The sequence below is a fragment of the Pseudomonas sp. S150 genome (genome assembly GCF_004526365.1).
Lineage (GTDB): Bacteria > Pseudomonadota > Gammaproteobacteria > Pseudomonadales > Pseudomonadaceae > Aquipseudomonas > Aquipseudomonas putida_A.
The window spans coordinates 5006130-5030908 of the sequence record NZ_CP038207.1 but is presented as its reverse complement, the minus strand read 5'-3'; the positions used below and the strand labels follow the sequence as shown (position 1 = coordinate 5030908).

Annotated in this window: 23 protein-coding genes and 1 pseudogene; 16 read left to right on the top strand and 8 right to left on the bottom strand. The window is 60.8% G+C overall.

Translation table 11 applies throughout. The features are described 5' to 3' along the window. Window position 1 precedes the first annotated feature (1 nt). From E3Z29_RS23225 to E3Z29_RS23195, 7 genes are all read left to right on the top strand, one after another. On the top strand, window positions 2-358 hold the full coding sequence (locus E3Z29_RS23225; protein WP_047598756.1) for a DUF4398 domain-containing protein: 357 nt from the start codon (window positions 2-4) through the stop codon (window positions 356-358). After that, window positions 355-1167, top strand: coding sequence for an OmpA family protein (locus tag E3Z29_RS23220; RefSeq protein WP_134787057.1), 813 nt, complete (start codon window positions 355-357; stop codon window positions 1165-1167). The genes E3Z29_RS23225 and E3Z29_RS23220 overlap by 4 nt, the downstream gene beginning before the upstream one ends. A gap of 201 nt (window positions 1168-1368) precedes the next feature. Continuing rightward, a complete protein-coding gene (locus E3Z29_RS23215) occupies window positions 1369-2808 on the top strand; it encodes a PLP-dependent aminotransferase family protein (protein ID WP_003226969.1) in 1440 nt (479 codons plus the stop codon). A 78-nt stretch (window positions 2809-2886) separates the two neighbouring features. Further along, window positions 2887-3381, top strand: a complete 495-nt coding sequence (locus tag E3Z29_RS23210) for a translation initiation factor 2 (RefSeq protein WP_098964993.1) — start codon at window positions 2887-2889, stop codon at window positions 3379-3381. A gap of 165 nt (window positions 3382-3546) precedes the next feature. Further along, window positions 3547-3801 (top strand): YkgJ family cysteine cluster protein, encoded by a 255-nt coding sequence (locus E3Z29_RS23205; protein WP_041069283.1) that lies wholly within the window; start codon window positions 3547-3549, stop codon window positions 3799-3801. 41 nt (window positions 3802-3842) lie between these two features. Beyond that, a complete protein-coding gene (locus E3Z29_RS23200) occupies window positions 3843-4448 on the top strand; it encodes an START domain-containing protein (RefSeq protein ID WP_027612394.1) in 606 nt (201 codons plus the stop codon). 312 nt (window positions 4449-4760) lie between these two features. Further along, window positions 4761-6854, top strand: coding sequence for an LTA synthase family protein (locus E3Z29_RS23195; RefSeq protein ID WP_098964992.1), 2094 nt, complete (start codon window positions 4761-4763; stop codon window positions 6852-6854). Window positions 6855-6911: 57 nt separating this feature from the next. Here E3Z29_RS23195 and E3Z29_RS23190 read toward each other — a convergent pair whose 3' ends face one another. Further along, complete coding sequence (locus E3Z29_RS23190; RefSeq protein ID WP_169432680.1) at window positions 6912-7070, bottom strand: DUF3309 family protein; 159 nt, start codon at window positions 7068-7070, stop codon at window positions 6912-6914. 323 nt (window positions 7071-7393) lie between these two features. Between E3Z29_RS23190 and E3Z29_RS23185 the strand changes: the two genes are divergently transcribed. The 3 genes from E3Z29_RS23185 to csrA all read left to right on the top strand — a co-directional run bounded on the left by E3Z29_RS23185 (window position 7394) and on the right by csrA (window position 8937). Further along, window positions 7394-8209, top strand: coding sequence for an SDR family oxidoreductase (locus E3Z29_RS23185; protein ID WP_097088415.1), 816 nt, complete (start codon window positions 7394-7396; stop codon window positions 8207-8209). A 63-nt stretch (window positions 8210-8272) separates the two neighbouring features. Next, window positions 8273-8605, top strand: a complete 333-nt coding sequence (locus E3Z29_RS23180; RefSeq protein WP_096794907.1) for a YnfA family protein — start codon at window positions 8273-8275, stop codon at window positions 8603-8605. A 146-nt stretch (window positions 8606-8751) separates the two neighbouring features. Next, complete coding sequence (gene csrA / locus E3Z29_RS23175; RefSeq protein WP_027612397.1) at window positions 8752-8937, top strand: carbon storage regulator CsrA; 186 nt, start codon at window positions 8752-8754, stop codon at window positions 8935-8937. Here the strand turns inward: csrA and E3Z29_RS23170 are convergent. The 5 genes from E3Z29_RS23170 to mnmC form a co-directional block, all read right to left on the bottom strand. Further along, window positions 8934-9161 carry a YheU family protein gene (locus E3Z29_RS23170; RefSeq protein WP_003192759.1) on the bottom strand — a complete coding sequence of 76 codons (228 nt, stop codon included), beginning with the start codon at window positions 9159-9161 and terminating at the stop codon, window positions 8934-8936. The genes csrA and E3Z29_RS23170 overlap by 4 nt on opposite strands. 170 nt (window positions 9162-9331) lie before the next feature. Continuing rightward, on the bottom strand, window positions 9332-10522 hold the full coding sequence (locus tag E3Z29_RS23165; protein WP_027612398.1) for an osmoprotectant NAGGN system M42 family peptidase: 1191 nt from the start codon (window positions 10520-10522) through the stop codon (window positions 9332-9334). Between the two features lie 164 nt (window positions 10523-10686). Beyond that, window positions 10687-12435 carry an N-acetylglutaminylglutamine synthetase gene (ngg, locus tag E3Z29_RS23160; protein WP_103484706.1) on the bottom strand — a complete coding sequence of 583 codons (1749 nt, stop codon included), beginning with the start codon at window positions 12433-12435 and terminating at the stop codon, window positions 10687-10689. Between the two features lie 3 nt (window positions 12436-12438). Beyond that, window positions 12439-14211, bottom strand: coding sequence for an N-acetylglutaminylglutamine amidotransferase (locus E3Z29_RS23155; RefSeq protein WP_047598738.1), 1773 nt, complete (start codon window positions 14209-14211; stop codon window positions 12439-12441). Window positions 14212-14360: 149 nt separating this feature from the next. Further along, the gene (mnmC, locus tag E3Z29_RS23150) at window positions 14361-16340 is read right to left on the bottom strand and encodes a bifunctional tRNA (5-methylaminomethyl-2-thiouridine)(34)-methyltransferase MnmD/FAD-dependent 5-carboxymethylaminomethyl-2-thiouridine(34) oxidoreductase MnmC (RefSeq protein WP_134787056.1); all 1980 of its coding nucleotides are present in this window, start codon (window positions 16338-16340) and stop codon (window positions 14361-14363) included. A 341-nt stretch (window positions 16341-16681) separates the two neighbouring features. On the opposite strand from mnmC, the pseudogene pap reads away from it, so the two are divergent. Then, window positions 16682-18198: pseudogene (gene pap, locus E3Z29_RS23145) on the top strand (polyphosphate:AMP phosphotransferase). Between the two features lie 103 nt (window positions 18199-18301). Further along, entirely contained in the window at window positions 18302-19486 is a 1185-nt protein-coding gene (locus E3Z29_RS23140; RefSeq protein WP_134787055.1) for a thiolase family protein, read from the top strand. Window positions 19487-19605: 119 nt separating this feature from the next. Here E3Z29_RS23140 and E3Z29_RS23135 read toward each other — a convergent pair whose 3' ends face one another. Next, the gene (locus E3Z29_RS23135) at window positions 19606-19800 is read right to left on the bottom strand and encodes a DUF6316 family protein (protein ID WP_134787054.1); all 195 of its coding nucleotides are present in this window, start codon (window positions 19798-19800) and stop codon (window positions 19606-19608) included. 209 nt (window positions 19801-20009) lie between these two features. Here E3Z29_RS23135 and E3Z29_RS23130 point away from each other — a divergent pair, with 209 nt between their 5' ends. Further along, window positions 20010-20969: a DMT family transporter gene (locus E3Z29_RS23130; protein WP_134787053.1), complete on the top strand. Its 960-nt coding sequence runs from the start codon at window positions 20010-20012 to the stop codon at window positions 20967-20969. A gap of 113 nt (window positions 20970-21082) precedes the next feature. Here E3Z29_RS23130 and E3Z29_RS23125 read toward each other — a convergent pair whose 3' ends face one another. Then, window positions 21083-22477 (bottom strand): class II fumarate hydratase, encoded by a 1395-nt coding sequence (locus E3Z29_RS23125; RefSeq protein ID WP_095668619.1) that lies wholly within the window; start codon window positions 22475-22477, stop codon window positions 21083-21085. Between the two features lie 193 nt (window positions 22478-22670). Between E3Z29_RS23125 and E3Z29_RS23120 the strand changes: the two genes are divergently transcribed. From E3Z29_RS23120 to E3Z29_RS23110, 3 genes are all read left to right on the top strand, one after another. Beyond that, window positions 22671-23189 (top strand): DUF2059 domain-containing protein, encoded by a 519-nt coding sequence (locus E3Z29_RS23120; protein ID WP_003226938.1) that lies wholly within the window; start codon window positions 22671-22673, stop codon window positions 23187-23189. A gap of 12 nt (window positions 23190-23201) precedes the next feature. Continuing rightward, window positions 23202-23501 (top strand): BolA family transcriptional regulator, encoded by a 300-nt coding sequence (locus E3Z29_RS23115; RefSeq protein WP_003226935.1) that lies wholly within the window; start codon window positions 23202-23204, stop codon window positions 23499-23501. A 309-nt stretch (window positions 23502-23810) separates the two neighbouring features. Further along, on the top strand, window positions 23811-24752 hold the full coding sequence (locus tag E3Z29_RS23110; protein WP_027612407.1) for a rhodanese-related sulfurtransferase: 942 nt from the start codon (window positions 23811-23813) through the stop codon (window positions 24750-24752). The last annotated feature ends 27 nt before the right edge of the window (window positions 24753-24779 follow it).

Genomic DNA, 24779 nt, shown 5'->3' with positions numbered 1-24779 from the left:
AGTGAGTATTCGACCTCTTTTCGCGGCCATGGCCGTTCTGGCCCTGGCCGGCTGCGCCAACGATCCTGCGCCCAATGAGCAAATGCGTTTGACCGAGCAGGCCATCACCCAGGCCAAAGCTGTCGGTGCGACCGCCGATGAACTGCCGGAAATGAAACTGGCCGAAGACAAGTTCAACCGGGCCAAGGGCAACATGACCGACGAGTCTTTCAAGAACGCCCGCATGCGCGCCGAACAGGCCGAGCTGGATGCGCGTCTGGCCGAAGCCAAAGTGCTGACGCAAAAGAGCGAAGAGCAACTCAATGTGCTCAACACCCGCATCATCCGTCTGCGCAAGCAACTGGGAGATGCCCAATGAGCTTCAAGTCCAAAGCCCTCGGCGGGTTGATTCTGGCCGGTTGTGCAAGCCTCTACGGTTGCGCCGGTCAACACAGCGAAGCCGCCTTGCAGCAGGCCAGCAGCGACTTCCAGAAGGTCAAGGAAGATTCCAATGTGCTGCGTATCGCGCCCAAGGACGTGATCCGCGCCGGTGAATCGCTGGCCCGTGCTGATCGCCTGTCGACCTATTGGGGCAGCGGCTGGGATGTCGCGCATTACGCCTACCTGAGTCAGCGTTACAGCGAAATCGCCCGCGAACACACCAATCTGGTGCTCAACGAAGAGCGTGCGGCGAAGCTGGAGCTGGAACGCCAGCGCCTGCAACTGGCCCTGCGTGAGTCCAAACTGCTGAGCGTGCAGCAGCAGGGCAAGTGGCTCGAAGAACAGATCGTCGCGCTCGCCACCACACAGACCGATCGCGGTCTGGTGATGACCCTCGGTGACGTGCTGTTCGACACTGGCGAGGCGGAGCTGAAGAACTCGGCCAATCGCGTGGTGTTGAAGATCGTGCAGTTCCTGCAGCTCAACCCGAAACGCGTGGTGCGTATCGAGGGCTACACCGACAGCACCGGTGGCAAACAGGAAAACCTCAAGCTGTCGCGTGATCGCGCGCAAGCGGTGGCCGATGTGTTGATGGACCTCGGAATTGAGGACAAGCGCATTCAGGTCGAAGGTTACGGCGACGAGTACCCGGTGGACGCCAACGCTTCCGAGCGCGGGCGGGCACAGAACCGTCGGGTGGAAATTGTGTTTTCCGACGAAAAAGGCCAGCTCGGCGCCGCCCGCTGAGGGCTGCGTCTCTGGAAAGCCCGGCCTGTCATGCAGCGCCGGGCTTTTTTACGTCTGTCGAATAGCGCGCAAATCCGTACAGTTGTAGCTGACACTGCACTGTACGGTCGACTATGGTGGCAACTGTCCCAGTACACTTCTAAACTGTTCCGGTATTGTTTCACACAAGAATAAAATGCCCGTGAAATCGAGTGCTGCGTCATGACCAACCTCTTGCTCTACCAACGTATTGCTCAACAACTGGCGGAAGATATCCGGCGCGGTGTCTATCAGCCCGGCGAACGCGTGCCGTCGGTGCGCAAGATGAGTTCGCAGCTCAATGTCAGCCATGCAACGGTGTTGCAGGCTTACGCCAATCTCGAGGATCAGGGGCTGATCCGCGCACGGCCGCAGTCCGGATACTACGTGCACCAGACCCCGGCCCTGACGGCGCCGACACCGGATATCGCCCGGGTCGAACGCCCAGGCCTGGTCACCCGCGCCAGCATTATTCAGCAAGTGTTGGTCGAATCGCGGCGCGAGGGGGTTTTCCCGTTGGGCGCGGCGGTGCCGAGTGTCGATTACCTCCCGGTGCGCGCATTGCATCAGCAGTTGGCCAAGGTCACCCGATTCCATAGCCCTCGCGCTTTCAGCTACATGTTCAGCCCCGGTTTCGAACCGCTGCGCCGGCAAGTGGCGATTCGCATGCGCGATGCTGGCGTGGTGGTCGATCCGTCGGAAGTGGTGATCACCCACGGTTGCGTCGATGCGCTGCAGATGTCGCTGCGGGTGCTGACCCGTCCGGGTGATCTGATCGCTGCCGAGTCGCCAACTTATTACGGCCTGCTGCAACTGGCCGATCTGCTGGGCCTGAAAGTGATCGAGATTCCCAGCGACCCGGCCACGGGCATGAGCCTGGAAGCCTTGCAACTGGCGGCCAACCAATGGTCGATCAAGGCGCTGGTGCTGACCACCCGGCTGAGCAATCCGCTGGGTGGCACCATGCCGGAAGAACGGCAGAAACAATTGCTGCGTCTGGCCTCGGACTTCGATATCCAGATCGTCGAAGACGACATCTATGGCGAGTTGATGTTCGAACAGGGCCGCACCAAAGCCCTCAAGGCCTACGATCGGCTGGACCGGGTGATTTACTGCTCGAGTTTTTCCAAGACCTTGTCGCCGGGCGTGCGGGTCGGCTGGATGATCGCCGGCAAGTATCAGCAGGAAATCCAGCGTCTGCAGACCTTCACCACGCATTCGGCGTGCAGCGTCACGCAAATGGCGATTGCCGCTTATCTGGAAAATGGCGGTTATGACCGGCATTTACGGTACATCCGCCAGGAATACCGGAAAAACCTCAGCGCGTTCCAGCTGGCGGTGCAGCAGTACTTCCCCGAGGGTACGCAAATGACCCGGCCCACGGGCGGTTTCATCCTTTGGGTGAGTCTGCCGGGCAGGGTCAATACCCAGGAATTGCATGTCCGCGCCTTGCAGCAGGGCATCAGTATTGCGCCGGGGCTGATCTTCAGTAATACCGAGCAGTTCAACCACTGCATCCGCCTGAATTGCGGCACGCCGTGGAATCGCGAGGCGGAAAGGGCGCTGATGACCCTCGGTTTGCTGGCGACTCAACTGTGTCAGGAAACCGCAGGCGGTTTCTGAACGAGTGGCGCACCGTGCTTGTCTTGTGACACTCAACAGGCGAGCATATGGCCCTCTGCCGTTAGTGTTGTGGGGCTCATGAAAGCGATTTTGCCTGCTGTCTGGATTTTGCTTGGTGTGTTGACGATGGGCCATGCGCCCGGTGTCATGGCAGCTGCCGTTCAGGAAAAGCCCGCAACGTCCACCCCGGCAAGCAAATCGGCCGCGAGCAAAAAAGCCGTTGCGGATAAAAAAGCACCGGCTAAGAAAGCCTCACAGAAGAAAGCCGCCCCGGTGAAGAAGCGTCCCCCGGTCGCTTCCAAGTCGAAATCGGCCAGTGAGGTGGCTAAAACCAGACTGCCGCCGGCCAAACTGGACCTGAGCCTGCCCAAAGACATGGTTCAGCAACTCAAACCTGCCGGTACTGTGTCGATGCCCAAACACGAGGCGATCCTGCCGCAGATGTTCGGCGAGAAGAACAGCGGCTTCCAGCTCAACGGCCGCCTGCTCAGCAACGAAATGCAGTTGCAACTGCGCAACGAAGAGCGCCGCGATATTGAAGGCGCTGCGCTGGATTTCGAGTTCAAGCAATAAATTCAATCGAGCCGTGACCCGCGAACCAGACGCTTTGTCGGAGACTGGTCAGTCACATTCAGTTATCGGTAAAAACCCCGGTCCAGGGAATTTGAAACAACCGTTTTAGCGGTTACTCTGTCCGTGTCTCTTTAACACATTGCCCGTCGCGAGGACTTGCTCGTCATGAAATGCCGTGAAGGCTGTGGCGCTTGCTGCATTGCCCCTTCCATCAGCTCTGCCATTCCGGGCATGCCCAACGGCAAACCTGCCGGCGAACGTTGCGTGCAACTCTCGGTCGAAAACCTGTGCAGCATTTTCGGTCAGCCGGAGCGTCCGGCGGTCTGTTCAGGATTTGCCGCCGATGTCGAAGTCTGTGGCAGCAGCTCCGAGGAAGCGATCAAACTGATCGGCTGGTGGGAGCAGATGACGGCGGCGTGATGTGTCAAACGAACGGAACTTCAACAATAAGGAATAAGACTATGGGTTCGCTGCATCGTATCGCTGTGTTGTGTGGTTTGACCGCTGTGCTGGCTACTTCGATGGCTCAGGCCGAAGACTGGAAGGTCGCCAAGGAACAGGACGGGATCAAGGTCTCGCTGGCCGAAGTGCCGGGTTCCGATTACAAGTCCTATCAGGGTGTTGCCCTGATGAAGACCACCGTTGCCAAACTGCGTGCCTTGCAGGAAGACGTGGCCGGAGCCTGCGCCTGGATTCACGAATGCAAAACCCAGAAACTGCTCAAGCACGAGGGCGATCAGAGCTGGACCTATACCCAATTCAATACGCCGTGGCCAGTGACCCCGCGTGATTCGGTGTTGCACATCACCACCGTTGAGGGCGCCGATGGCAGCCTGACCCGCAACCTCGAAGGCGTGCCGAAGTACCTTCCCGAAGAGAAAGGCTTTGTCCGTGTCGCTCAGGTCAAAGGGTTCTGGAAGTTCGTACCCAAAGGTGATCAAGTCGAAGTGACCTATCAGGTGCACACTGAGCCCGGCGGCAGCGTGCCGAGCATGATCGCCAACAAGTTCGTGGTCGATGCGCCGTTCAATACGCTGAAAGCCCTGAAAGAACGCGCCGAGAAGTAATTCTTCGCGCTGACAGCAAAACGCCCCGACCGAATCGGGGCGTTTTGTTTTGTCGTTATATTGTGTTTCCAGATATGCGTTGGACGAAATTTTCACAAAGTGTTCCAGACAATTCGCCCGCGCAACTCGGTTTGTCCCCCGTCCGAATGCTTGTATGAAAGAGTCGGGCAATGGGGCAGTAATCAATGGCAATGCTGCCGTTGATCGTGCAACATTTGCGCACCGCGCACGCCCCGGGGCCTGGAATGGCCAAAAGAGGGCATGGCGCCGCTGTATTTTGCAACTTCAACTTCCAATGGGTCCTAAAACGACATGGCAAACCCGGACGCCCTGAATCAGCAGCGATCTTCCACTCGCCTGCTGCAACCGACCGTCAAATCGCATCTGGCCTACACGCTGCTGTGTGCCCTGGTCATGATGGTGATGTTTTCCGTGCTGCGCCTCGCGCTGCTGGTCTACAACCGCGAGATGATCCTCGATACCCCGGCTTCGACCTTCCTCGAAGCCTTCGCCAACGGCCTGCGTTTCGACCTGCGCCTGGTGGTCTACGTCTGCGTTCCGCTGCTGCTGGCACTGTTCAGTGCGCGGGCGATGGCTGCGCGTGGCTTCTTCCGTCTGTGGCTGACCGTGGCGTCGAGCATCGCGCTGTTCCTCGGCCTGATGGAAATGGACTTCTACCGCGAGTTCCACCAGCGCCTCAACGGCCTGGTGTTCCAGTACGTGAAGGAAGACCCGAAAACCGTGATGAGCATGCTCTGGTACGGTTTCCCGGTAGTGCGTTACCTGCTGGCGTGGGTCATCGGCACCGTGATCCTGACCCTGGCCTTCAAGGGCGCCGACCGTGCGACCCGTCCACGCGGCCCGTTCAGCGGTGGCAACGTCGGCACCCGTCAGGTGGCGCCGTGGTACACCCGCCTGGCGGTGTTCGTGGTCTGCCTGCTGATCTGCGTCGTAGCCGCACGTGGCACCCTGCGTCAGGGCCCGCCGCTGCGTTGGGGTGACGTGTACACCACCGAATCGAACTTCGCCAACCAGCTCGGCCTCAACGGCACGCTGTCGCTGATCGCCGCTGCCAAGGACCGCATGGGCGAGGATCGCAACAACATCTGGAAAGCCACGCTGCCGCAGGAACAGGCGCAGAAAGTGGTGCGCGAGATGCTGGTGATGCCGGACGACAAACTGGTCGATGCCGACATCGCTGCCGTGCGTCGTGACTACACGCCGCCGGCCGACAAGACCCTGCCGATCAAGAACGTAGTCGTGATCCTGATGGAAAGCATGGCCGGTCACTCGGTCGGCGCCCTGGGCGCACCGGGCAACATCACACCTTACCTCGACAAACTGTCGAAGGAAGGCCTGCTGTTCGACCGCTTCTTCTCCAACGGCACCCATACCCACCAGGGCATGTTTGCGACCATGGCGTGCTTCCCGAACCTGCCTGGTTTCGAATACCTGATGCAGACCCCGGAAGGCAGCCACAAGCTGTCCGGTCTGCCGCAGCTGCTCAGCGCGCGCAAGTATGACGACGTGTATGTCTACAACGGCGACTTCGCCTGGGACAACCAGTCGGGCTTCTTCAGTAACCAGGGCATGACCAACTTCGTGGGTCGTAACGACTTCGTCAATCCGGTGTTCTCCGATCCGACCTGGGGCGTGTCCGACCAGGACATGTTCGACCGTGGTCTGCAGGAGCTGAAGGCACGGGAAAACGGCAAGCCGTTCTACGCGCTGCTGCAAACCCTGTCCAACCACACGCCGTACGCCTTGCCGACGCCATTGCCGGTGGAGCGCGTGACCGATCGTGGCAGCCTCAACGAACACCTGACCGCCATGCGTTACGCCGACTGGGCACTGGGTCAGTTCTTCGAGAAGGCGCGTAAAGAGCCGTACTTCAAGGAAACCCTGTTCGTGATCGTCGGCGACCACGGTTTCGGCAACGAGCGCCAGATCACCGAAATGGACCTGGGCCGCTTCAACGTGCCGATGCTGATGATTGCTCCGGGCATCCAGGAGAAGTTCGGCACCCGCGACCACACCGTGGGCACCCAGATCGACATCGTGCCGACCATCATGGGCCGTCTGGGTGGCGAAGTGCGTCACCAGTGCTGGGGCCGCGACCTGCTCAACCTGCCGGCCGGCGACACCGGTTTCGGTGTGATCAAGCCGTCGGGTAGCGAGCAGACCACTGCCATCGTCACTGCCGATCAGATCCTGGTGCTGCCGAAAGAGAAGGAAATGGCGCCGAAGATCTACCAGTACCAACTGGGCGCGAACCCTTCTGCCGAGATCATTCCGGACGCACCGCGTACCGCCGAACTGAAGCTCAAGCTGGAAGCGTTCCTGCAAACGGCGACCAAGAGCCTGATGGACAACACCGCCGGTGTGATCAACGGCAAGCCGGACTGATAAAACCGCTGCATAAAAAAGAGGCCCCTGAGGGCCTCTTTTTTTTGTCTTGGGGTTTTATATCCTGCCAAGTAACAGCAAGACCAACAGCACCACCAACACCACGCCGATAATGCCCGAAGGACCATAACCCCAACTTCTGGAGTGCGGGAAGACCGGCAGACCACCGATCAGCAACAGGATCAGGATAATGATAAGAATTGTGCCCATGTCGATTTCCTTGTTTATAGCGTTCGAGAAGACTTGGTGTTCAAGGGCGACTGGAGGCTAACTAATTCCAGACGGCTTACAAATTCCGACCGGTGCGAATGAAAGAAAATTCAATGTTTTTTTAATGTATTTGGATTACTCGTTTATTTCCTTTAAAGCGCGAGATCAAAAGATCGCAGCCTTCGGCAGCTCCTACAGGGAATTCATGTAGGCGCTGCCGAAGGCTGCGATCTTTTGATCCTGTATTCAGCAATCTGATGGAGCGTGGGTGGCCAGTGTTCCTTCGCTACACTCCGCGCATCTCCTACGGAACAACAAGGCTGTCTGCTATGCAAAATCGCATGATGATCACGGGTGCGGGCTCAGGTTTGGGTCGCGAAATCGCGCTGCGCTGGGCGCGTGAAGGCTGGCAGCTGGCCTTGTCCGACGTCAGCGAACCTGGCCTGCAGGAAACCCTGAAGCGGGTGCGCGAGGCCGGTGGTGACGGTTTCACCCAACGTTGCGATGTGCGTGACTACAGCCAGCTCACCGCGTTTGCCCAGGCTTGCGAAGTGAAGCTCGGCGGTATCGATGTCATCGTCAACAACGCCGGTGTGGCGTCCGGCGGATTCTTCAGCGAACTGTCGCTGGAGGATTGGGACTGGCAGATCGCGATCAACCTGATGGGGGTGGTCAAGGGCTGCAAGGCGTTCCTGCCGCTGCTCGAACAGAGCAAAGGCAAGATCATCAACATCGCTTCGATGGCTGCACTGATGCAGGGCCCGGCGATGAGCAACTACAACGTGGCCAAGGCCGGTGTAGTGGCGCTGTCGGAAAGTTTGCTGATCGAACTGGCGCAGCAGGAAGTCAGCGTGCATGTGGTCTGCCCGTCGTTCTTCCAGACCAACTTGCTCGACTCGTTCCGTGGTCCGACCCCGGCCATGAAAGCCCAGGTCGGCAAGTTGCTGGAAAGTTCGCCGATCACAGCTGCCGACATTGCAGACTATATCTACCAGCAAGTGGCTGCCGGCGAATTCATGATCCTGCCGCACGAGCAGGGGCGCATGGCCTGGGCGATCAAACAGAAGAACCCGCAACTGATCTACAACGAAATGACCACCATGGCCGATAAAATGCGCGCCAAGGCCAGACAAACCAACGGCTGAACTTGCCCGAAGGGTGTCGCGTCGTTAGGGTGGCCGCAATGGTCACCCTGTCGAGACACATCAATGCTCAATTACCTGTGGTTCTTCCTTGCGGCGCTGTTTGAAATCGCCGGTTGTTTCGCCTTTTTCATGTGGCTGCGTCAGGGCAAGAGTGCCTTGTGGGTGATCCCGGCGCTGCTCAGCCTGACCCTGTTCGCCCTGTTGCTGACCCGCGTCGAAGCGGCCTACGCCGGGCGCGCCTATGCCGCGTATGGCGGGATCTACATCGTCGCGTCGATCGGCTGGCTGGCGGTGGTCGAGCGCGTTCGCCCTTTGGGTTCGGACTGGATCGGCGTGGCGCTGTGCGTGATCGGCGCGAGCGTGATTCTGTTCGGTCCGCGCTTTTCCGCCCCGTGAGGCGAGGCTGTTTAGTGATTTGCAGGAAATGTCTGACGGGCGCAGCGCTTGTGGGTGTAGGGCAAGACTGAATTGCTCACGACGTATTGTCGAGCGCGCGCCCACCGCGCATCTTCAGGCCTGGCTAACCCTGAAGGATAAATTCCATGCTTGTACTCAGCCGTGTAGTGGGCGAGTTGATTTCCATCGGTGACGACATTTCCGTGCGCGTACTGTCAGTCAACGGTTCCAGCGTGCGCTTTGGTGTCGAGGCGCCGCAGAAGGTCAATGTGCACCGTTCTGAAGTCTATCAGCGGATCCAGCGCAAACAGGTCACCGAAAAGGTCCGCTAGTCGAACAGATGCTTGGGCACATCGTGTTTGAGCATCAACTGGCATTGTTCGCTTTCCGGGTCGAAGACGATCAGCGCCTGGCCTTTGGTCAGCGCCTGGCGCACGCGCAGCACGCGGGTTTCCAGCGGTGTGTCATCACCGTTGTCGGTGCCGTCGCGGGTGACGAAGTCCTCGATCAGGCGGGTGAGGGTGTCGACTTCAAGAGCGTCGTAGGGAATCAGCATGGGCACCTCGGCTAAATCAATGGCGGGATGCTACGGCGATTGGTGGCTGGCTGCCAGTTTTGTGTGGTTTGTACCGGCCTCATCGCGAGCAGGCTCACTCCTACAAGGAAATGCATTCCAACTGTAGGAGTGAGCCTGCTCGCGATAGCCATAGTTCAGATAACAAGGATTCAACTGTCGGAGCGCTGCCCCACCAGACTGTCCACCGACGGCACTCGCGTATCGCTCTCCATCTGTGTCTCATGTTCGATCTGGTGACTGAAGCGATCCAGCGAAGCATTGGCCGGCGCCGCATCGCTGGCAAATACCGGCGGACTCAGAATGTACGCCCCGAGCAAACGACTGAGCGCCGCCAGACTGTCGATGTGCGTACGTTCATAACCATGGGTCGCGTCGCAGCCAAAGGCGAGCAGGGCGGTGCGGATATCGTGCCCGGCAGTCACCGCCGAATGCGCGTCGCTGAAGTAATAGCGGAACAGGTCGCGCCGCACCGGCAGTTCGTTTTCACCGGCCAGACGCAGCAAATGCCGCGACAGGTGATAGTCGTAAGGGCCACCGGAATCCTGCATCGCCACGCTCACCGCGTGTTCGCTGGAGTGCTGGCCGGGTGCGACCGGCGCGATGTCGATACCGACGAATTCGCTGACGTCCCATGGCAATGCCGCCGCCGCACCGCTACCGGTTTCTTCAGTGATGGTGAACAGTGGGTGACAGTCGATCATCAACTCCTGACCGCTCTCGACGATGGCTTTGAGCGCAGCGAGCAATGCCGCAACCCCGGCCTTGTCGTCGAGGTGACGGGCGCTGATGTGACCGCTGTCGGTGAACTCCGGCAGCGGGTCGAACGCCACCACGTCGCCGACGCTGATGCCCAGCGAGTCGCAATCGGCCTTGGTCGCGCAGTAGGCATCCAGGCGCAGCTCGACGTGATCCCAGCTGATCGGCATTTCGTCTACGGCAGTGTTAAACGCGTGCCCGGAGGCCATCAGCGGCAACACGCTGCCGCGAATCACGCCATTGTCGGTGAACAGGCTGACCCGGCTGCCCTCGGCAAACCGGCTCGACCAGCAACCGACCGGGGCCAGGGTCAGACGACCGTTGTCTTTCACTGCACGCACTGCGGCGCCGATGGTGTCGAGGTGCGCGGAGACGGCGCGGTCGGGGCTGTTTTTCTTGCCCTTGAGGGTGGCGCGAATGGTGCCGCGACGGGTCATTTCGAAAGGGATGCCAAGTTCTTCCAGACGCTCGGCGACGTAGCGCACGATGGTGTCGGTGAACCCGGTGGGGCTGGGAATGGCGAGCATTTCCAGCAGGACTTTTTGCAGGTAGTTCAGATCCGGTTCAGGGATTTGAGTGGTCATGGAAACTCCTGATGAGTTGAGGCGCATCGATGGTTTCGATGAGGGGAAAGATTTGTAGTGCCTGATCCGGCCCCTTCGCGAGCAAGCCCGCTCCCACATTTGGAATGCGTTGAACCTGTGGGAGCGGGCTTGCTCGCGAAGGCGTCAGTCCTGACACCTCGGAATCAAGAAACAGCCGGCTGACTGTGCGGAAACAACAAATCTACAAAGCGCTCCGCCGTCGGCTGCGGCTCATGATTGGCCAGCCCCGCGCGTTCGTTGGCTTCGATAAACACGTACTCCGGTTGATCCGCCGCCGGCACCATCAGGTCGAGGCCGACCATCGGAATGTCCAGCGCTCGCGCCGCACGGACGGCGGCATCGACCAGGGTCGGATGCAGAATCGCCGTAACGTCTTCCAGCGTGCCACCGGTGTGCAGATTGGCCGTGCGACGCACGAACAGGTGCTCGCCCGCCGGCAGGATGCTGCTGTAGTCATACCCGGCCGCGTGCAGGGTGCGTTGGGTTTCGTGATCCAGCGGGATCTTGCTCTCGCCACTGGTAGCGGCTTGCCGACGCCGGCTCTGCGCCTCGATCAATGCACCGATCGAATGATGGCCGTCACCGACCACCTCGGCGGGACGACGAATTGCTGCGGCCACCACTTCAAAACCGATCACCAGAATCCGCAGGTCGAGACCTTCGTGGAAGCTTTCGAGCAGCACACGGCTGTCAAAATGTTTGGCGGCTTCGATGGCCTGCTGCACCTCTTCGATGCTCTGCAGATCGACCGCCACACCCTGGCCCTGTTCGCCGTCGAGCGGCTTGACCACCACACGCTGATGCTCGTCAAGAAACGCCAGGTTGTCGTCGGCGTTGCCCGCCAGTTGCTGCGAAGGCAGTTTCAGCCCGGCGGCCTTCAACACCTTGTGGGTCAGGCTTTTGTCCTGACACAGACTCATGCTGATCGCGCTGGTCAGGTCGCTCAACGATTCGCGGCAACGCACCCGGCGTCCACCGTGGCTGAGGGTGAACAACCCGGCTTCGGCATCATCCACTTGCACGTCGATGCCGCGCCGGTGCGCTTCCTCGACGATGATCCTCGCATAAGGGTTGAAGTTGGCTTCCGGCCCGGGCCCGAGGAACAGCGTCTGATTGATGCCGTTCTTGCGCTTGATGGCGAAGGTCGAGAGGTTGCGAAAACCGAGCTTGGCGTAAAGATTTTTGGCCTGACGGTTGTCATGCAGCACCGACAGATCCAGATAACTCAGACCGCGACTCATGAAGTGCTCGATCAAATGCCGCACCAGCACTTCACCGACACCGGGCCGCGAGCACTGCGGATCCACCGCCAGGCACCACAGGCTGCTGCCATGTTCCGGATCGTTGAAGGCTTTCTGGTGATTGAGGCCCATGACGCTGCCGATCACCGCGCCGCTGTCTTCATCTTCGGCCAGCCAGTACACCGGGCCGCCCTGATGATGCGGGGTCAGGCGCGTGGCATCGATCGGCAACATGCCGCGTGCCTGATACAGCAGATTGATCGCTTGCCAGTCCGCTTCGCTTTGCGCGCGGCGAATGCGGAAGCCGCGAAACACGCGGGTGGCCTGGCGGTAATCGCTGAACCACAGGCGCAGAGTATCGGATGGGTCGAGAAACAGTTGCGTCGGTTCCAGCCCGAGAATCTGCTGCGGTGCGGCGACGTACAGGGCGATATCGCGTTCGCCGGGCTGTTCGTTGAGCAGTTCCTGCGCCAGGGTCGCCGGGTCAGGAAAGGTGTGACCGATCAGCAACCGGCCCCAGCCGCAATGCACGGCAATGGGGTCGGCGCCGAGTTCGCTGCCGTCTTCGGCCAGACGCGCCTGCAAGCGTTCATACGACGGTGTCTGACCGCGTAACAGGCGCTGATTGATCGCTGTGGCGTGAGGTTTCATCAATCAGATTCCTTGTTCACTGAGCCACAGGTTCAGGGCCGCCAGTTGCCACAGTTTCGAGCCGCGCAATGGCGTCAGTTGGCCTTGCGGATCAGTCAGCAATTTGTCGAGCATGGCCGGGTTGAACAGACCGCGATCCTGGCTCGGATCCAGCAGCAGTTCACGCACCCAGTTCAGGGTGTCGCCTTGCAAGTGCTTGAGGCCCGGCACCGGGAAGTAACCTTTCTTGCGGTCGATCACTTCGCTTGGAATCACCAGACGTGCAGCTTCTTTGAGTACCTGTTTGCCGCCGTCCGGCAGCTTGAACTGGCCGGGAATCCGCGCCGAGAGTTCCACCAGGCGATAGTCGAGAAACGGCGTGCGAGCCTCCAGGCCCCAGGCCATGGTCATGTTGTCGACACGTTTGACCGGGTCATCCACCAGCATCACCGTGCTGTCCAGACGCAAGGCTTTATCGACTGCGGCATCGGCGCCGGGTTGGGCGAAGTGTTCTTTCACGAAGTCGCCGGCCGCGTCATTCGCGGTCAACCATTTCGGTTGCACGGTAGCGGCGTAGTCGTCGTAGCTGCGGTCGAAGAACGCCGCGCGATAGGCTGCGTATGGATCCGCCGCACCGTCGACTTGCGGGTACCAGTGATAACCGGCGAACAGTTCGTCGGCGCCCTGGCCGCTTTGCACCACTTTGCAGTGCTTGGCCACTTCGCGCGACAGCAGGTAGAAGGCGATGCAGTCGTGGCTGACCATCGGCTCGCTCATCGCACGGAACGCAGCGGGCAGTTGCTCGATGATCTCTTTTTCGTCGATGCGCAATTGATGATGTTGAGTGCCGTAGTGCTTGGCGATCAGATCGGAATACTGGAATTCATCGCCACGCTCGCCGCCGGCATCCTGAAAACCGATGGAAAAGGTCGACAGGTTCTCCACCCCGACTTCTCGCAGCAGGCCGACGAGCATGCTCGAATCGACACCGCCGGACAGCAGCACACCGACATCCACCGCCGCCCGTTGCCGAATCGCTACCGCTTCACGGGTGCTATCGAGCACACGGTCGCGCCAGTCTTCGAGCGTCAGGTTTTTCTCGTCGTCGTGTGGGCCGTAGGGCAGGGTCCACCAGGTTTTCTGTTCGGTGCGGCCATCGGCTTCGACGCGCATCCAGGTCGCTGGCGGCAGCTTTTCGATGCCCGCGAGCAAGGTGCGTGGAGCCGGCACTACTGCATGGAAATTCAGGTAGTGATTGAGCGCCACCGGATCGAGGATCGGGTTGATGTCGCCGCCCTTGAGCAGCGCCGGCAGGGCCGAGGCAAAGCGCAAACGCTGGCCGGTGCGCGACAGGTACAAAGGCTTCACGCCGAGACGGTCGCGAGCGATGAACAGGCGCTGGGCATCACGCTCCCAGATGGCGAACGCGAACATGCCGTTGAGTTTCGGCAGCAGCGCTTCGCCCCAGGCGTGGTAGCCCTTGAGCAGCACTTCGGTGTCGCCACCGGAATAGAAGGCGTAGCCGAGTGCTTCGAGTTCGGCGCGCAGTTCCGGGAAGTTGTAGATCGCGCCGTTGAAGGCCAGGGACAAACCCAGTTGGCTGTCGATCATCGGCTGCGCCGAGCCGTCCGACAGGTCCATGATTTTCAGGCGACGATGGCCCAGGGCAATCGGCCCTTGGGCATGGAAGCCCCACGCATCGGGGCCGCGAGGGGCCAGGTGATGGGTGATTCGCTCTACCGCTGCAAGGTCTGCAGGTTGATGATCAAAACGTAACTCGCCAGCTAATCCGCACATAAAGTCCTTACCGGTTTTTCCGTTGGGGAGGGGTCATTCAAGTCAGGCCAAAATGGCCGGTACTCAGAAACTGACCCGCTGCAGATGTGGGAGTTTTAGAACGATGAGTTATAAGAGGGGGCGACTGACCAGCGGCCAGTCGCGATTTTTCATTTGCCGCGAATCAACGTGCGCAGTGCAAAACGATTGGGATGGCAGGCCTCGGCGACGCTTCGGGGCAGTGGCAGCGGCTCGTTGTCCAGCCACGCCGCGAGCAGTTCGCCCGACAGCGGCGCGGTGATCAGCCCGCGTGAACCGTGGCCGCTGTTGACGTACAGGCCATCGAGCCAAGGGCAGGCGATGTCCGGCACTTGTCGTGCATCCTTGCTCAACGCCGCATAGGCCTGAGCGAAGGCTGTGCGGTCGGCGAGGGGGCCGACGATCGGCAGATAATCGGGGCTGGTGCAGCGGAATGCGGCGCGTCCCTCCAGAGTTTCCGGGGGCAGTTGATTGATGTGCAGGCGCGCCACCAGATCGCCGGAGATCTCTTCGAGCATCGCCAGATTGCCCACGTGTTCGGCGGTGGTCGGTGTCAGGTCATCGCTGTTGAAGTCAAAACTCGCACCCAGCGTGTGTTCGCCCAAGCGTGCCGGCGCGACATAACCTTCGGCGCAGACCACGGTGCGCAGTGTCTGGCTCTCGGTGGTTTGCGGCAGGCGCGTGATTTGCCCGCGAATGCGCTTAAGCGGCAACTCGGCACTTTGCGCAAAACGTTTGATCTCCGCCGCGCCGGCCAATATCACCACCGGCGCGCTGGCGAGCACGCGCTCGCCGTCGAGGGCTTGCCACTGACCCTCGACCTTGCGCAGTTCCAGCACTTCGTGATGCTTGAGCAGTTCGATGTTCGCTTGCGCGGCTTGCGCCTGGCACAGCGCGGGTGGATGCACCCAGCCCCCTTCGGGGTAGAACAGCCCGCCGTGTGCCAGCGCAATCCCGGCTTGGATTTCGGCTTGCGGCTGATCAAGCCAGTGCACCAGATCTTCCGGGAATGCCGCGGCCAGTTGCGCCTGACGCTCGGCTTCCTTGGCATTGAAAGCCAGTTGCAGCACGCCGCAATCGTCCCAGTCGGTGCCGCGTTGCAGGGTTTCCAGCAGACGGCGGGTGTAGCCGAAGCCGCAGACGATCAGTTGCGACAACGCGGTGCCGTGGGCCGACAATTTCAGATAGAGCACGCCCTGCGGATTGCCCGACGCCTCCTGCGCCACGGCCTGGTGACGCTCCAGCAGACTGACTTGCCAACCGCGCGCGGCGAGGCTGGCAGCGGTCGCACAACCGGCCAGCCCGGCGCCGATCACCAGCGCCCGACGTTCACCGGTTTGCGGGGCAGGGCGGGCGAACCACGGTTTGTCCGGCAGCGGTGGCGCGACGTCCTGCGGCCAGCCGAGAAACTCGCCGCGCAGGATCTCCCACTTGTGGCCGATGCCCGGCGTGCGTTTCATCTTGAACCCGGCCGCATTGAGCAGACGCCGCACCCAGCCGGTGCTGGTGAAGGTGCTGATGGTCGAGCCCGGCGCCGCCAGTCGCGCCAGTTCGACGAACAATTCAGCGGTCCACATGTCGGGGTTTTTCGCCGGGGCGAAACCGTCGAGAAACCACGCATCAATCTGCGCATCGAGTTGCGGCAGTTGCTCCAGCGCATCGCCGATCAGCAGCGTCAGCGTCACTCGGCCATTACCGAGAACGATCCGCTGAAAGCCCTGATGGATCGCCACGTAATGCGTCAGCAGTTGATCGGCCAGTGGCTTGAGCTCCGGCCACAAGGCCAGCGCCCGTTGCAGATCCGTCGGACTCAGCGGATATTTTTCGACGCTGACGAAATGCAGCCGCGCACTGGCCACCGCGTGCTGTTCGAACAGCTGCCAGGCGCAAAGGAAATTCAGCCCGGTGCCGAAGCCGGTTTCGCCGATCACCAGTCGCCCATCGGCCGGCAGCGCGGCAAAGCGCTCGGCCAGACGGTTCTGTTCGAGGAACACGTAACGGGTTTCATCCAGCCCCGACTGGTCGGAAAAATACACATCATCGAACACCCGCGAACGTGGGCGTCCCTGGTCATCCCAGTCGAGTTGGGCGTGGGGCAATACAGGTTTCATGGCAGGCTCGGCAACGACAAGGCGGCCATTCTAGCCGATCGGGCGGAGCGTGCTTGATCCATGGCAAGGCCTGGCTGTGCAGCCTCGAAGACAATTAACGATTTGGGCGCGGATCAGAGCAACCTGTGGCGAGGGGATTTATCCCCGATCGACTGCGTAGCAGTCGCAATCCCGCTACCAGCGTGCATCTGGCGTTGAATGGCTTTGGGGCCGCTGCGCTGCCCATCGGGGATAAATCCCCTCACCACAGAGTTTTTCTTGAAGCCAAAAGGAGCGGAATTTCTCCGCCGCGCCCATGCCCAATCCGCTAGTCTTGCTGAATCCTGGAAGGAGCCGTCCCCATGTTTGAATCCGCCGAAATCGGCCATGCCATCGACAAAGAGACTTACGACGCGGCTGTACCTGCCTTGCGTGAAGCACTGCTGGAAGCGCAGTTCGAGTTGCAGCAGCAGAAGCGTTTTCCGGTGATCATTCTGATCAACGGCATCGAGGGCGCCGGCAAGGGCGAGACCGTCAAGTTGCTCAACGAGTGGATGGACCCGCGCCTGATCGAGGTGCGTACTTTCGATCAGCAGACCGATGAAGAGCTGGCGCGGCCACCGGCGTGGCGTTACTGGCGGATGCTCCCGGCCAAGGGACACGGATGGGCGTGTTCTTCGGTAACTGGTACAGCCAGATGCTTCAGGGCCGGGTTCACGGTCTGTTCAAGGATCCGCGTCTGGACCAGGCGATCAACGCCGCCGAGCGTCTGGAAAAAATGCTCTGCGATGAAGGCGCGCTGATCTTCAAGTTCTGGTTCCACCTGTCCAAGAAGCAGATGAAAGCGCGACTCAAGGCGCTGGCCGACGACCCGCTGCACAGCTGGCGCATCAGCCCGCTGGACTGGCAGCAATCGCAGACCTACGACAAGTTCGTCAAATACGGCGAGCGTGTGTTGCGCCGCACCAGCCGCGACTACGCGCCATGGCACATCATCGAAGGCATGGACGCCAATTATCGCAGTCTTGCCGTCGGCAAAATCCTGCTGGAAGGCCTGCAGAATGCGCTCAAGCGCCCCGAGGTGCATACCGAAGAGGTCAACGCCGCCCCGTTGGGCACGGCGGTCGATCAACTCAACCTGCTCGACAGCCTCGACCTGAACCAGCGGCTGGAAAAGAAAGACTACGAAGAACAACTGATCACCGAGCAGGCACGGTTGTCCGGGCTGATGCGTGACAAGCGCATGCGCCGCCATGCATTGGTGGCGGTGTTCGAAGGCAACGATGCGGCGGGCAAGGGCGGGGCGATTCGTCGGGTCGCGGCGGCGCTCGATCCGCGGCAGTACAGCATCGTGCCGATTGCCGCGCCCACTGAGGAGGAGCGCGCGCAGCCGTATCTGTGGCGCTTCTGGCGGCATTTGCCGGCGCGGGGCAAGTTCACCGTGTTCGACCGCTCCTGGTATGGCCGGGTGCTGGTGGAGCGGGTCGAGGGCTTCTGCAGCCCGGCCGACTGGCTGCGGGCTTACAGCGAGATCAACGATTTCGAAGAGCAGATCGCCGACGCCGGGGTCATCGTCGTCAAGTTCTGGCTGGCGATCGACAAGGACACCCAGATGGAGCGCTTCCAGGCCCGCGAGCAGATTCCGTTCAAGCGCTTCAAGATCACTGAGGACGACTGGCGCAACCGCGACAAGTGGGACGCCTACCGCGCCGCCGTGGGCGATATGGTCGACCGTACCAGCACCGAGATTTCGCCGTGGACGCTGGTCGAGGCTAATGACAAACGCTGGGCCCGGATCAAGGTCCTGCGCACGATCAACCGAGCGCTTGAGGAAGCATTCGCGAAGTCCGACAAACGCGCGAAAAAACACAAGGACTGAGCCGATGGACCCGCATACGCGGGGTGAATGATTGTCGCGGTCGGCGGCAGGGTGGACTTATGCTCGGTCAACTCTCCTCCGACAACAACAATTGAGGTATGCCATGCGTGAAGTGGTGATCGTCGACAGCGTGCGGACCGGCCTGGCCAAGTCCTTTCGCGGCAAGTTCAACCAGACCCGCCCCGACGACATGGCGGCCCATTGCGTCAACGCGCTGTTGTCGCGCAACGATATCGACCCGGCCAGTGTCGAGGACTGCATTGTCGGCGCCGGCTCCAACGAGGGCGCGCAGGGTTACAACATCGGCCGCAACGTGGCGGTGCTGTCGCGTCTGGGCACCGGCGTGGCCGGCATGACCCTCAACCGTTTCTGTTCTTCGGGGTTGCAGGCGATTGCGATTGCCGCCAACCAGATCGCCTCCGGTTGCAGCGACATCATTGTCGCCGGCGGCGTCGAATCAATCAGTCTGACCCTGAAAAGCGTCAACACCGACCACCTGATCAACCCGTTGCTCAAGCAGCAGGTGCCGGGCATCTACTACACCATGGGCCAGACCGCCGAAGTGGTTGCGCGCCGTTACGACGTCAGCCGCGAGGCCCAGGATCGTTACGCGCTGCAAAGCCAGCTGCGCACTGCCCAGGCGCAAGCGGCCGGGCTGTTCAATGATGAAATCGTGCCGATGGCGGTCAAGTACCGGGTCGAAGACAAGAACAGTGGTGAGGTGCAGATCCTTGACGGCATCGTTGATCGCGACGACTGCAACCGTCCGGACACCACTTACGAAAGTCTCGCCGGACTGAAACCGGTGTTTGCCGAGGACGGTTCGGTCACCGCCGGCAACTCGTCGCAGCTGTCCGACGGCGCGTCGATGACCCTGGTGATGAGCCTGGAAAAAGCCCTGCAACTGGGGCTCAAGCCGAAGGCGTTTTTCCGTGGTTTCACCGTCGCCGGTTGCGAGCCGGACGAAATGGGCATCGGCCCGGTGTTCTCGGTGCCGAAACTGCTCAAGGCCAAAGGCTTGCAGGTGGCGGATATCGATCTGTGGGAGCTGAACGAGGCTTTTGCCTCGCAATGCCTGTATGCCCGCGATCGGCTGGAGATCGACAACGACAAATACAACGTCAATGGCGGCTCGATTTCCATCGGCCACCCGTTCGGCATGACCGGTTCGCGGCAGGTCGGGCATCTGGTGCGTGAGTTGCAGCGGCGTAACCTGCGTTACGGCATCGTGACCATGTGCGTGGGGGGCGGGATGGGGGCGACGGGGTTGTTTGAGGCTGTTCGTTAAACCTGCAGATTTGTATTGACTGTCAGGACGCCTTCGCGAGCAAGCTCGCTCCCACATTGGTACGGCGTACACCGATCAGAATGTGGGAGCGAGCTTGCTCGCGAAGGGATCGACCGGGTTTACCGGTTGGAATCCAGAAGCTGCATCCGCGCGATATACGCCTGAATTTCCTGCTCAGCCTTCTCGGCGCTGTTGAACGGCCCCTCAAGGGTGTTCTCCCGCGTGCTGAAAAACAGTTCGCCATTGACCCGGCACAACCGGTCGCTGCGAAAGTGCGTGGCGGGGGCGCTGTCATCGGCGCGCATTCCGTACATGATCCGGCTCCTTGATTGATCCGTTGCAGGGATCCAATGAGCTTATGCCTGAAGCACTTGGCGCGCCTCGCCAGCCGATCAACGGCAAAGCGTCAATTTAATGCTGCGACCTGCACAGTTTCATTCGCGGCCTGGCCCGAACTGTCCCTGTGTTGCGTCTGTCGGCGGGCCTAGAATGACCGCTCTCGTCAGCAGGCATTGGGGTTCGCATGCACATTTCATCCGGTCGCTGGGTTTACGGTCTGTTCCTGGCGCTGCTGACGGCGTTTTTGTGGGGCATCCTGCCGATCAAACTCAAGCAGGTGCTGCTGGTGATGGACCCGATCACGGTGACCTGGTTTCGCCTGTTGGTCTCCGGCGGCTGCCTGTTCATCTACCTGGCAGCCACGCGCCGCCTGCCGAGCCGCAAGGTGCTCGGCCCCCGGGGTGGCTGGCTGGTGCTGATGGCGGTGCTCGGGCTGGTGGGCAACTACGTGCTGTACCTGATGGGCCTTAACCTGCTCAGCCCCGGCACCGCGCAGTTGGTGGTGCAGATGGGGCCGATCATGTTGCTGATTGCCAGCCTGTTTGTGTTCAAGGAGCGCTTCAGCATCGGTCAGGGCATTGGCCTGGCGGTGCTGCTGATCGGCTTTGTGCTGTTCTTCAATCAGCGTCTGGCTGAACTGCTCACCTCATTGTCGGACTACACCGCCGGCGTGTTGCTGGTGCTGCTGGCCTCGACGGTCTGGACCTTCTACGCACTGGGGCAGAAGCAATTGCTCACGGTGTGGAATTCGTTGCAGGTGATGATGGTGATCTACCTGTTCTGCGCGCTGTTGCTGACACCGTGGGTGCATCCGCTCGAAGCACTGGAACTGAGCCCGGTGCAGGGCTGGCTGCTGCTGGCGTGCTGCATGAACACGCTGATTGCCTACGGTGCCTTTGCTGAAGCACTGGCGCACTGGGAGGCCTCGCGGGTCAGTGCGACGCTGGCGATCACGCCGTTGGTGACCTTTGGCGCGGTGGCGATTGCCGCCGGGGTGTGGCCGGAATATGTGCATGCCGAGCAGATCAATGGACTGGGTTATGGCGGGGCGGTGCTGGTGGTGCTGGGGTCGGCGCTGGTGGCGTTGGGGCCGTCGTTGATTGCCGGGTTGAAGGCGCGGCGGATGCGAATTGCAGCCAGTTAGACCGCTTTATCGTTCTTCGCGAGCAAGCCCGCTCCCACATTTTGATCGGTGTATGCCGTACCAATGTGGGAGCGGGCTTGCTCGCGAAGGCGGCCTGTCAGGCGCTACAGGACTCAGCCCTTGGCGCCAGCCTCAATCATGTTCTCCGGCCGCACCCAGGCATCGAACTCTTCATCGGTCAGATAGCCCAGCTGCAGCGCCGCCTCACGCAAGGTCAGGCCCTCACCGTAAGCCTTCTTGGCGATTTCCGCCGACTTGTCGTAACCGATGTGCGGGTTCAGCGCTGTCACCAGCATCAGACCGCGTTCCAGGTGCTGGGCCATGACCTGCGCGTCCGGTTCAAGACCGGCGATGCAGTGCTGCTGGAAGTTGCTACAACCGTCGGCGAGCAGGCGGATCGATTGCAGCACATTGTGGATGATCACCGGTTTGTACACGTTCAGTTGCAGGTGACCCTGACTCGCCGCAATGCCGATGGTGACGTCGTTACCCAACACCTGGCAGGCCAGCATCGACAACGCTTCGCACTGGGTCGGGTTGACCTTGCCGGGCATGATCGAACTGCCCGGCTCGTTGGCCGGCAGCTTGACTTCGGCCAAGCCTGCGCGAGGGCCGGAGCCGAGCAGGCGCAGGTCGTTAGCGATTTTCATCAGCGCCACGGCGAGGGTCTTCAGGGCGCCGGACAGGCTGGTCAGCGGCTCATGCCCGGCCAGCGCGGCAAACTTGTTCGGCGCAGTGACGAACGGCAGACCGGACAGCGCGGCGAGTTCCGCGGCAATCGCTTCGCCAAAGCCGTGCGGCGAATTCAGGCCGGTGCCGACGGCAGTGCCGCCCTGCGCCAGTTCACACACCGCCGGCAGTGCCGCGCGGATCGCCCGTTCGGCGTAATCCAGCTGCGCTATAAACCCCGATAGCTCCTGACCGAAGGTGATCGGCGTCGCGTCCATCATGTGCGTGCGGCCGGTCTTCACCAGTTTCATGTGCCGTGCGGCCAATTCGGCCAGGCCGCCGGACAGCTCGGCGATCGCCGGCAGCAATTGCTCCTGCACGGCTTTGGCAGTGGCGATGCTCATGGCGGTGGGGAAGCAGTCGTTGGAGCTTTGCGAGCGATTGACGTGATCGTTGGGGTGCACCGGCGTTTTGCCGCCGCGCGGATTGCCGGCCAGTTCGTTGGCACGGCCGGCGATCACTTCGTTGACGTTCATGTTGCTCTGGGTGCCGCTGCCGGTCTGCCAGACCACCAGCGGAAACTGGTCGTCATGCTGACCGTCGAGCACTTCGTCGGCGGCTTGTTCGATCAGGCGGGCAATGTCGGCGGGCAGGTCGCCGTTGCGGTCGTTGACCCGGGCAGCGGCTTTCTTGATCAGGGCCAGGGCGTGCAGTACCGGCAGCGGCATGCGTTCCTGACCAATAGCGAAGTTGATCAGCGAGCGTTGCGTCTGAGCACCCCAGTAGGCGTCGTCCGGGACTTCGATCTGGCCCAGGCTGTCGGTTTCGATACGGCTCATCGTGCACACTCCTGTTGGTTCGTTTGCGCAGTTTAGGCCCGGTCAGGCCCAGGTGGTTCCCTCGAACCGATTGTTGACCGGTAAAACCCGGGCAATCAAGCGCGGCAAGGCTCGGGGGTTGAGCCACGAGGTTTTTTAGGCGCAGAATGGTCGCCCTTGGGGTTTTACCTCGCCTAGCTGAAAAGGAAACTCGATGACTCGTCTTCGTGCCATCTGCACCGCGGTTGCACTGGTTTGCGCCAGCGGCCAGGTGCTTGCCGATACCGCCAGCCACAACGCCAGTGCTGAAGCTTTCCTGACCCTGGCGCACGCTGACAAGCTGGGCACTCCGGTGTACATGCAAGTGCAGCAAATGTTCGCTCAGCGTTTTGAACAGACCAAAGCCCCGGAATCCAAGAAAGCCGTACTGGAAACCTACCAGGCCAAGGCCAACGCCGCCCTGGACCAGGCCATCGGCTGGAACAAGCTCAAGCCTGACATGGTCAAGCTCTACACCAGCAACTTCAGCGAATCGGAGCTCAAAGACCTGGTCGCGTTCTACCAGTCGCCACTGGGCAAGAAAGTCCTGGAGAAAATGCCGCAGCTGACCCAGCAATCGGCCCAGATGACTCAGGCCAAGCTGGAAAGCGCCGTGCCTGTCGTCAACAAGCTGCTCGACGACATGACCAACGAGCTGGCACCGAAAGGCGCTGCGCCGGCCAAGAAGAAGTAAGCGGAGTTCGTGATGACCATGCAACAACGCATCGAATCGACGCTGGGCCTGCTGCAGCCTGAGCATCTGCAAGTGCTGGACGAAAGCCACATGCACAGTCGCGGGTTACAGACGCACTTCAAGGCAGTGGTGGTCAGCGCGCAGTTCGAAGGCCTGAACCGGGTCAAGCGCCACCAGAAAGTCTACGGCACGCTTGGCGAGCTGATGGGCGAGTTCCATGCGTTGGCGCTGCACACCTACACCCCGCAGGAATGGGCAGAAGTGGGCGCCGCTCCGGCGTCGCCGACCTGTGCCGGCGGTAGCAAACACTGACTTTGGATGTAACGGGCTTTTTGTGGTGTGGGAGCTTTTGTGGCGAGGTGATTTAGCGAAACGTCGCACCGCCTCGATCGGCTGCGCAGCAGTCGTAAACCCACAGAATGCGGTATCCCTGAGAGACTGCATTCGCGGGTTTTGGGGCCGCTTCGCAGCCCATCGGGGATAAATCCCCTCGCCACAGAGTTCTCGGCACATCCTATAACGATCCTGTTTTTGCTAGAATCCGCAACGCGCCGCTCAGCCGGCGCGTTTTTTTTGAATCCGGTTCACCCTTTGCGAGGGTAGCCACCTGGAGAATTACCCATGACACAACCGATTGTCGTGGCGGCACTGTATAAGTTCGTCACCCTCGAAGATTACGTTGACCTGCGCGAGCCACTGCTGCAAGCGATGGTCGACAACGGTATCAAAGGCACCCTGCTGATCGCCGAAGAAGGCATCAACGGCACCGTGTCCGGCAGCCGCGAAGGCATCGACGGCCTGCTCGCCTGGCTGAAGAACGACCCGCGCATGATCGACATCGACCACAAAGAGTCGTACTGCGACGAGCAGCCGTTCTACCGCACCAAGGTCAAGCTGAAGAAAGAGATCGTCACCCTTGGCGTCGAAGGCGTGGACCCGAACAAAAAGGTCGGCACCTACGTTGAGCCGCAGGACTGGAACGCGCTGATCAGCGACCCGGAAGTGCTGCTGATCGACACCCGCAACGATTACGAAGTGGCGATCGGCACCTTCGAAGGCGCCATCGATCCGAAAACCACCAGTTTTCGCGAATTCCCCGACTACATCAAAGAACACTTCGACCCGGCCGTGCACAAGAAGGTCGCGATGTTCTGCACCGGCGGCATTCGCTGCGAGAAAGCCTCCAGTTACATGCTGGGCGAGGGGTTCGAAGAGGTTTACCACCTCAAGGGCGGCATCCTGAAGTACCTCGAAGAGGTGCCGCAGGAAGAAACCAAGTGGCAGGGTGACTGCTTCGTGTTCGACAACCGGGTGACCGTGCGTCACGACCTCAGCGAAGGCGACTACGATCAATGTCATGCCTGCCGCACACCGGTCAGCGTTGAAGATCGCGCCTCCGAGCACTACGTGGCCGGCATCAGCTGCCCGCATTGCTGGGACAAGCTGAGCGAGAAAACCCGCCGCAGCGCCATCGATCGGCAGAAGCAGATCGAACTGGCCAAGGCGCGCAACATGCCGCACCCGATCGGCTACAACTATAAACAAGCATCCACCGAGGCCTGATCATGACTGCGCGCCTGCTCTATGTGA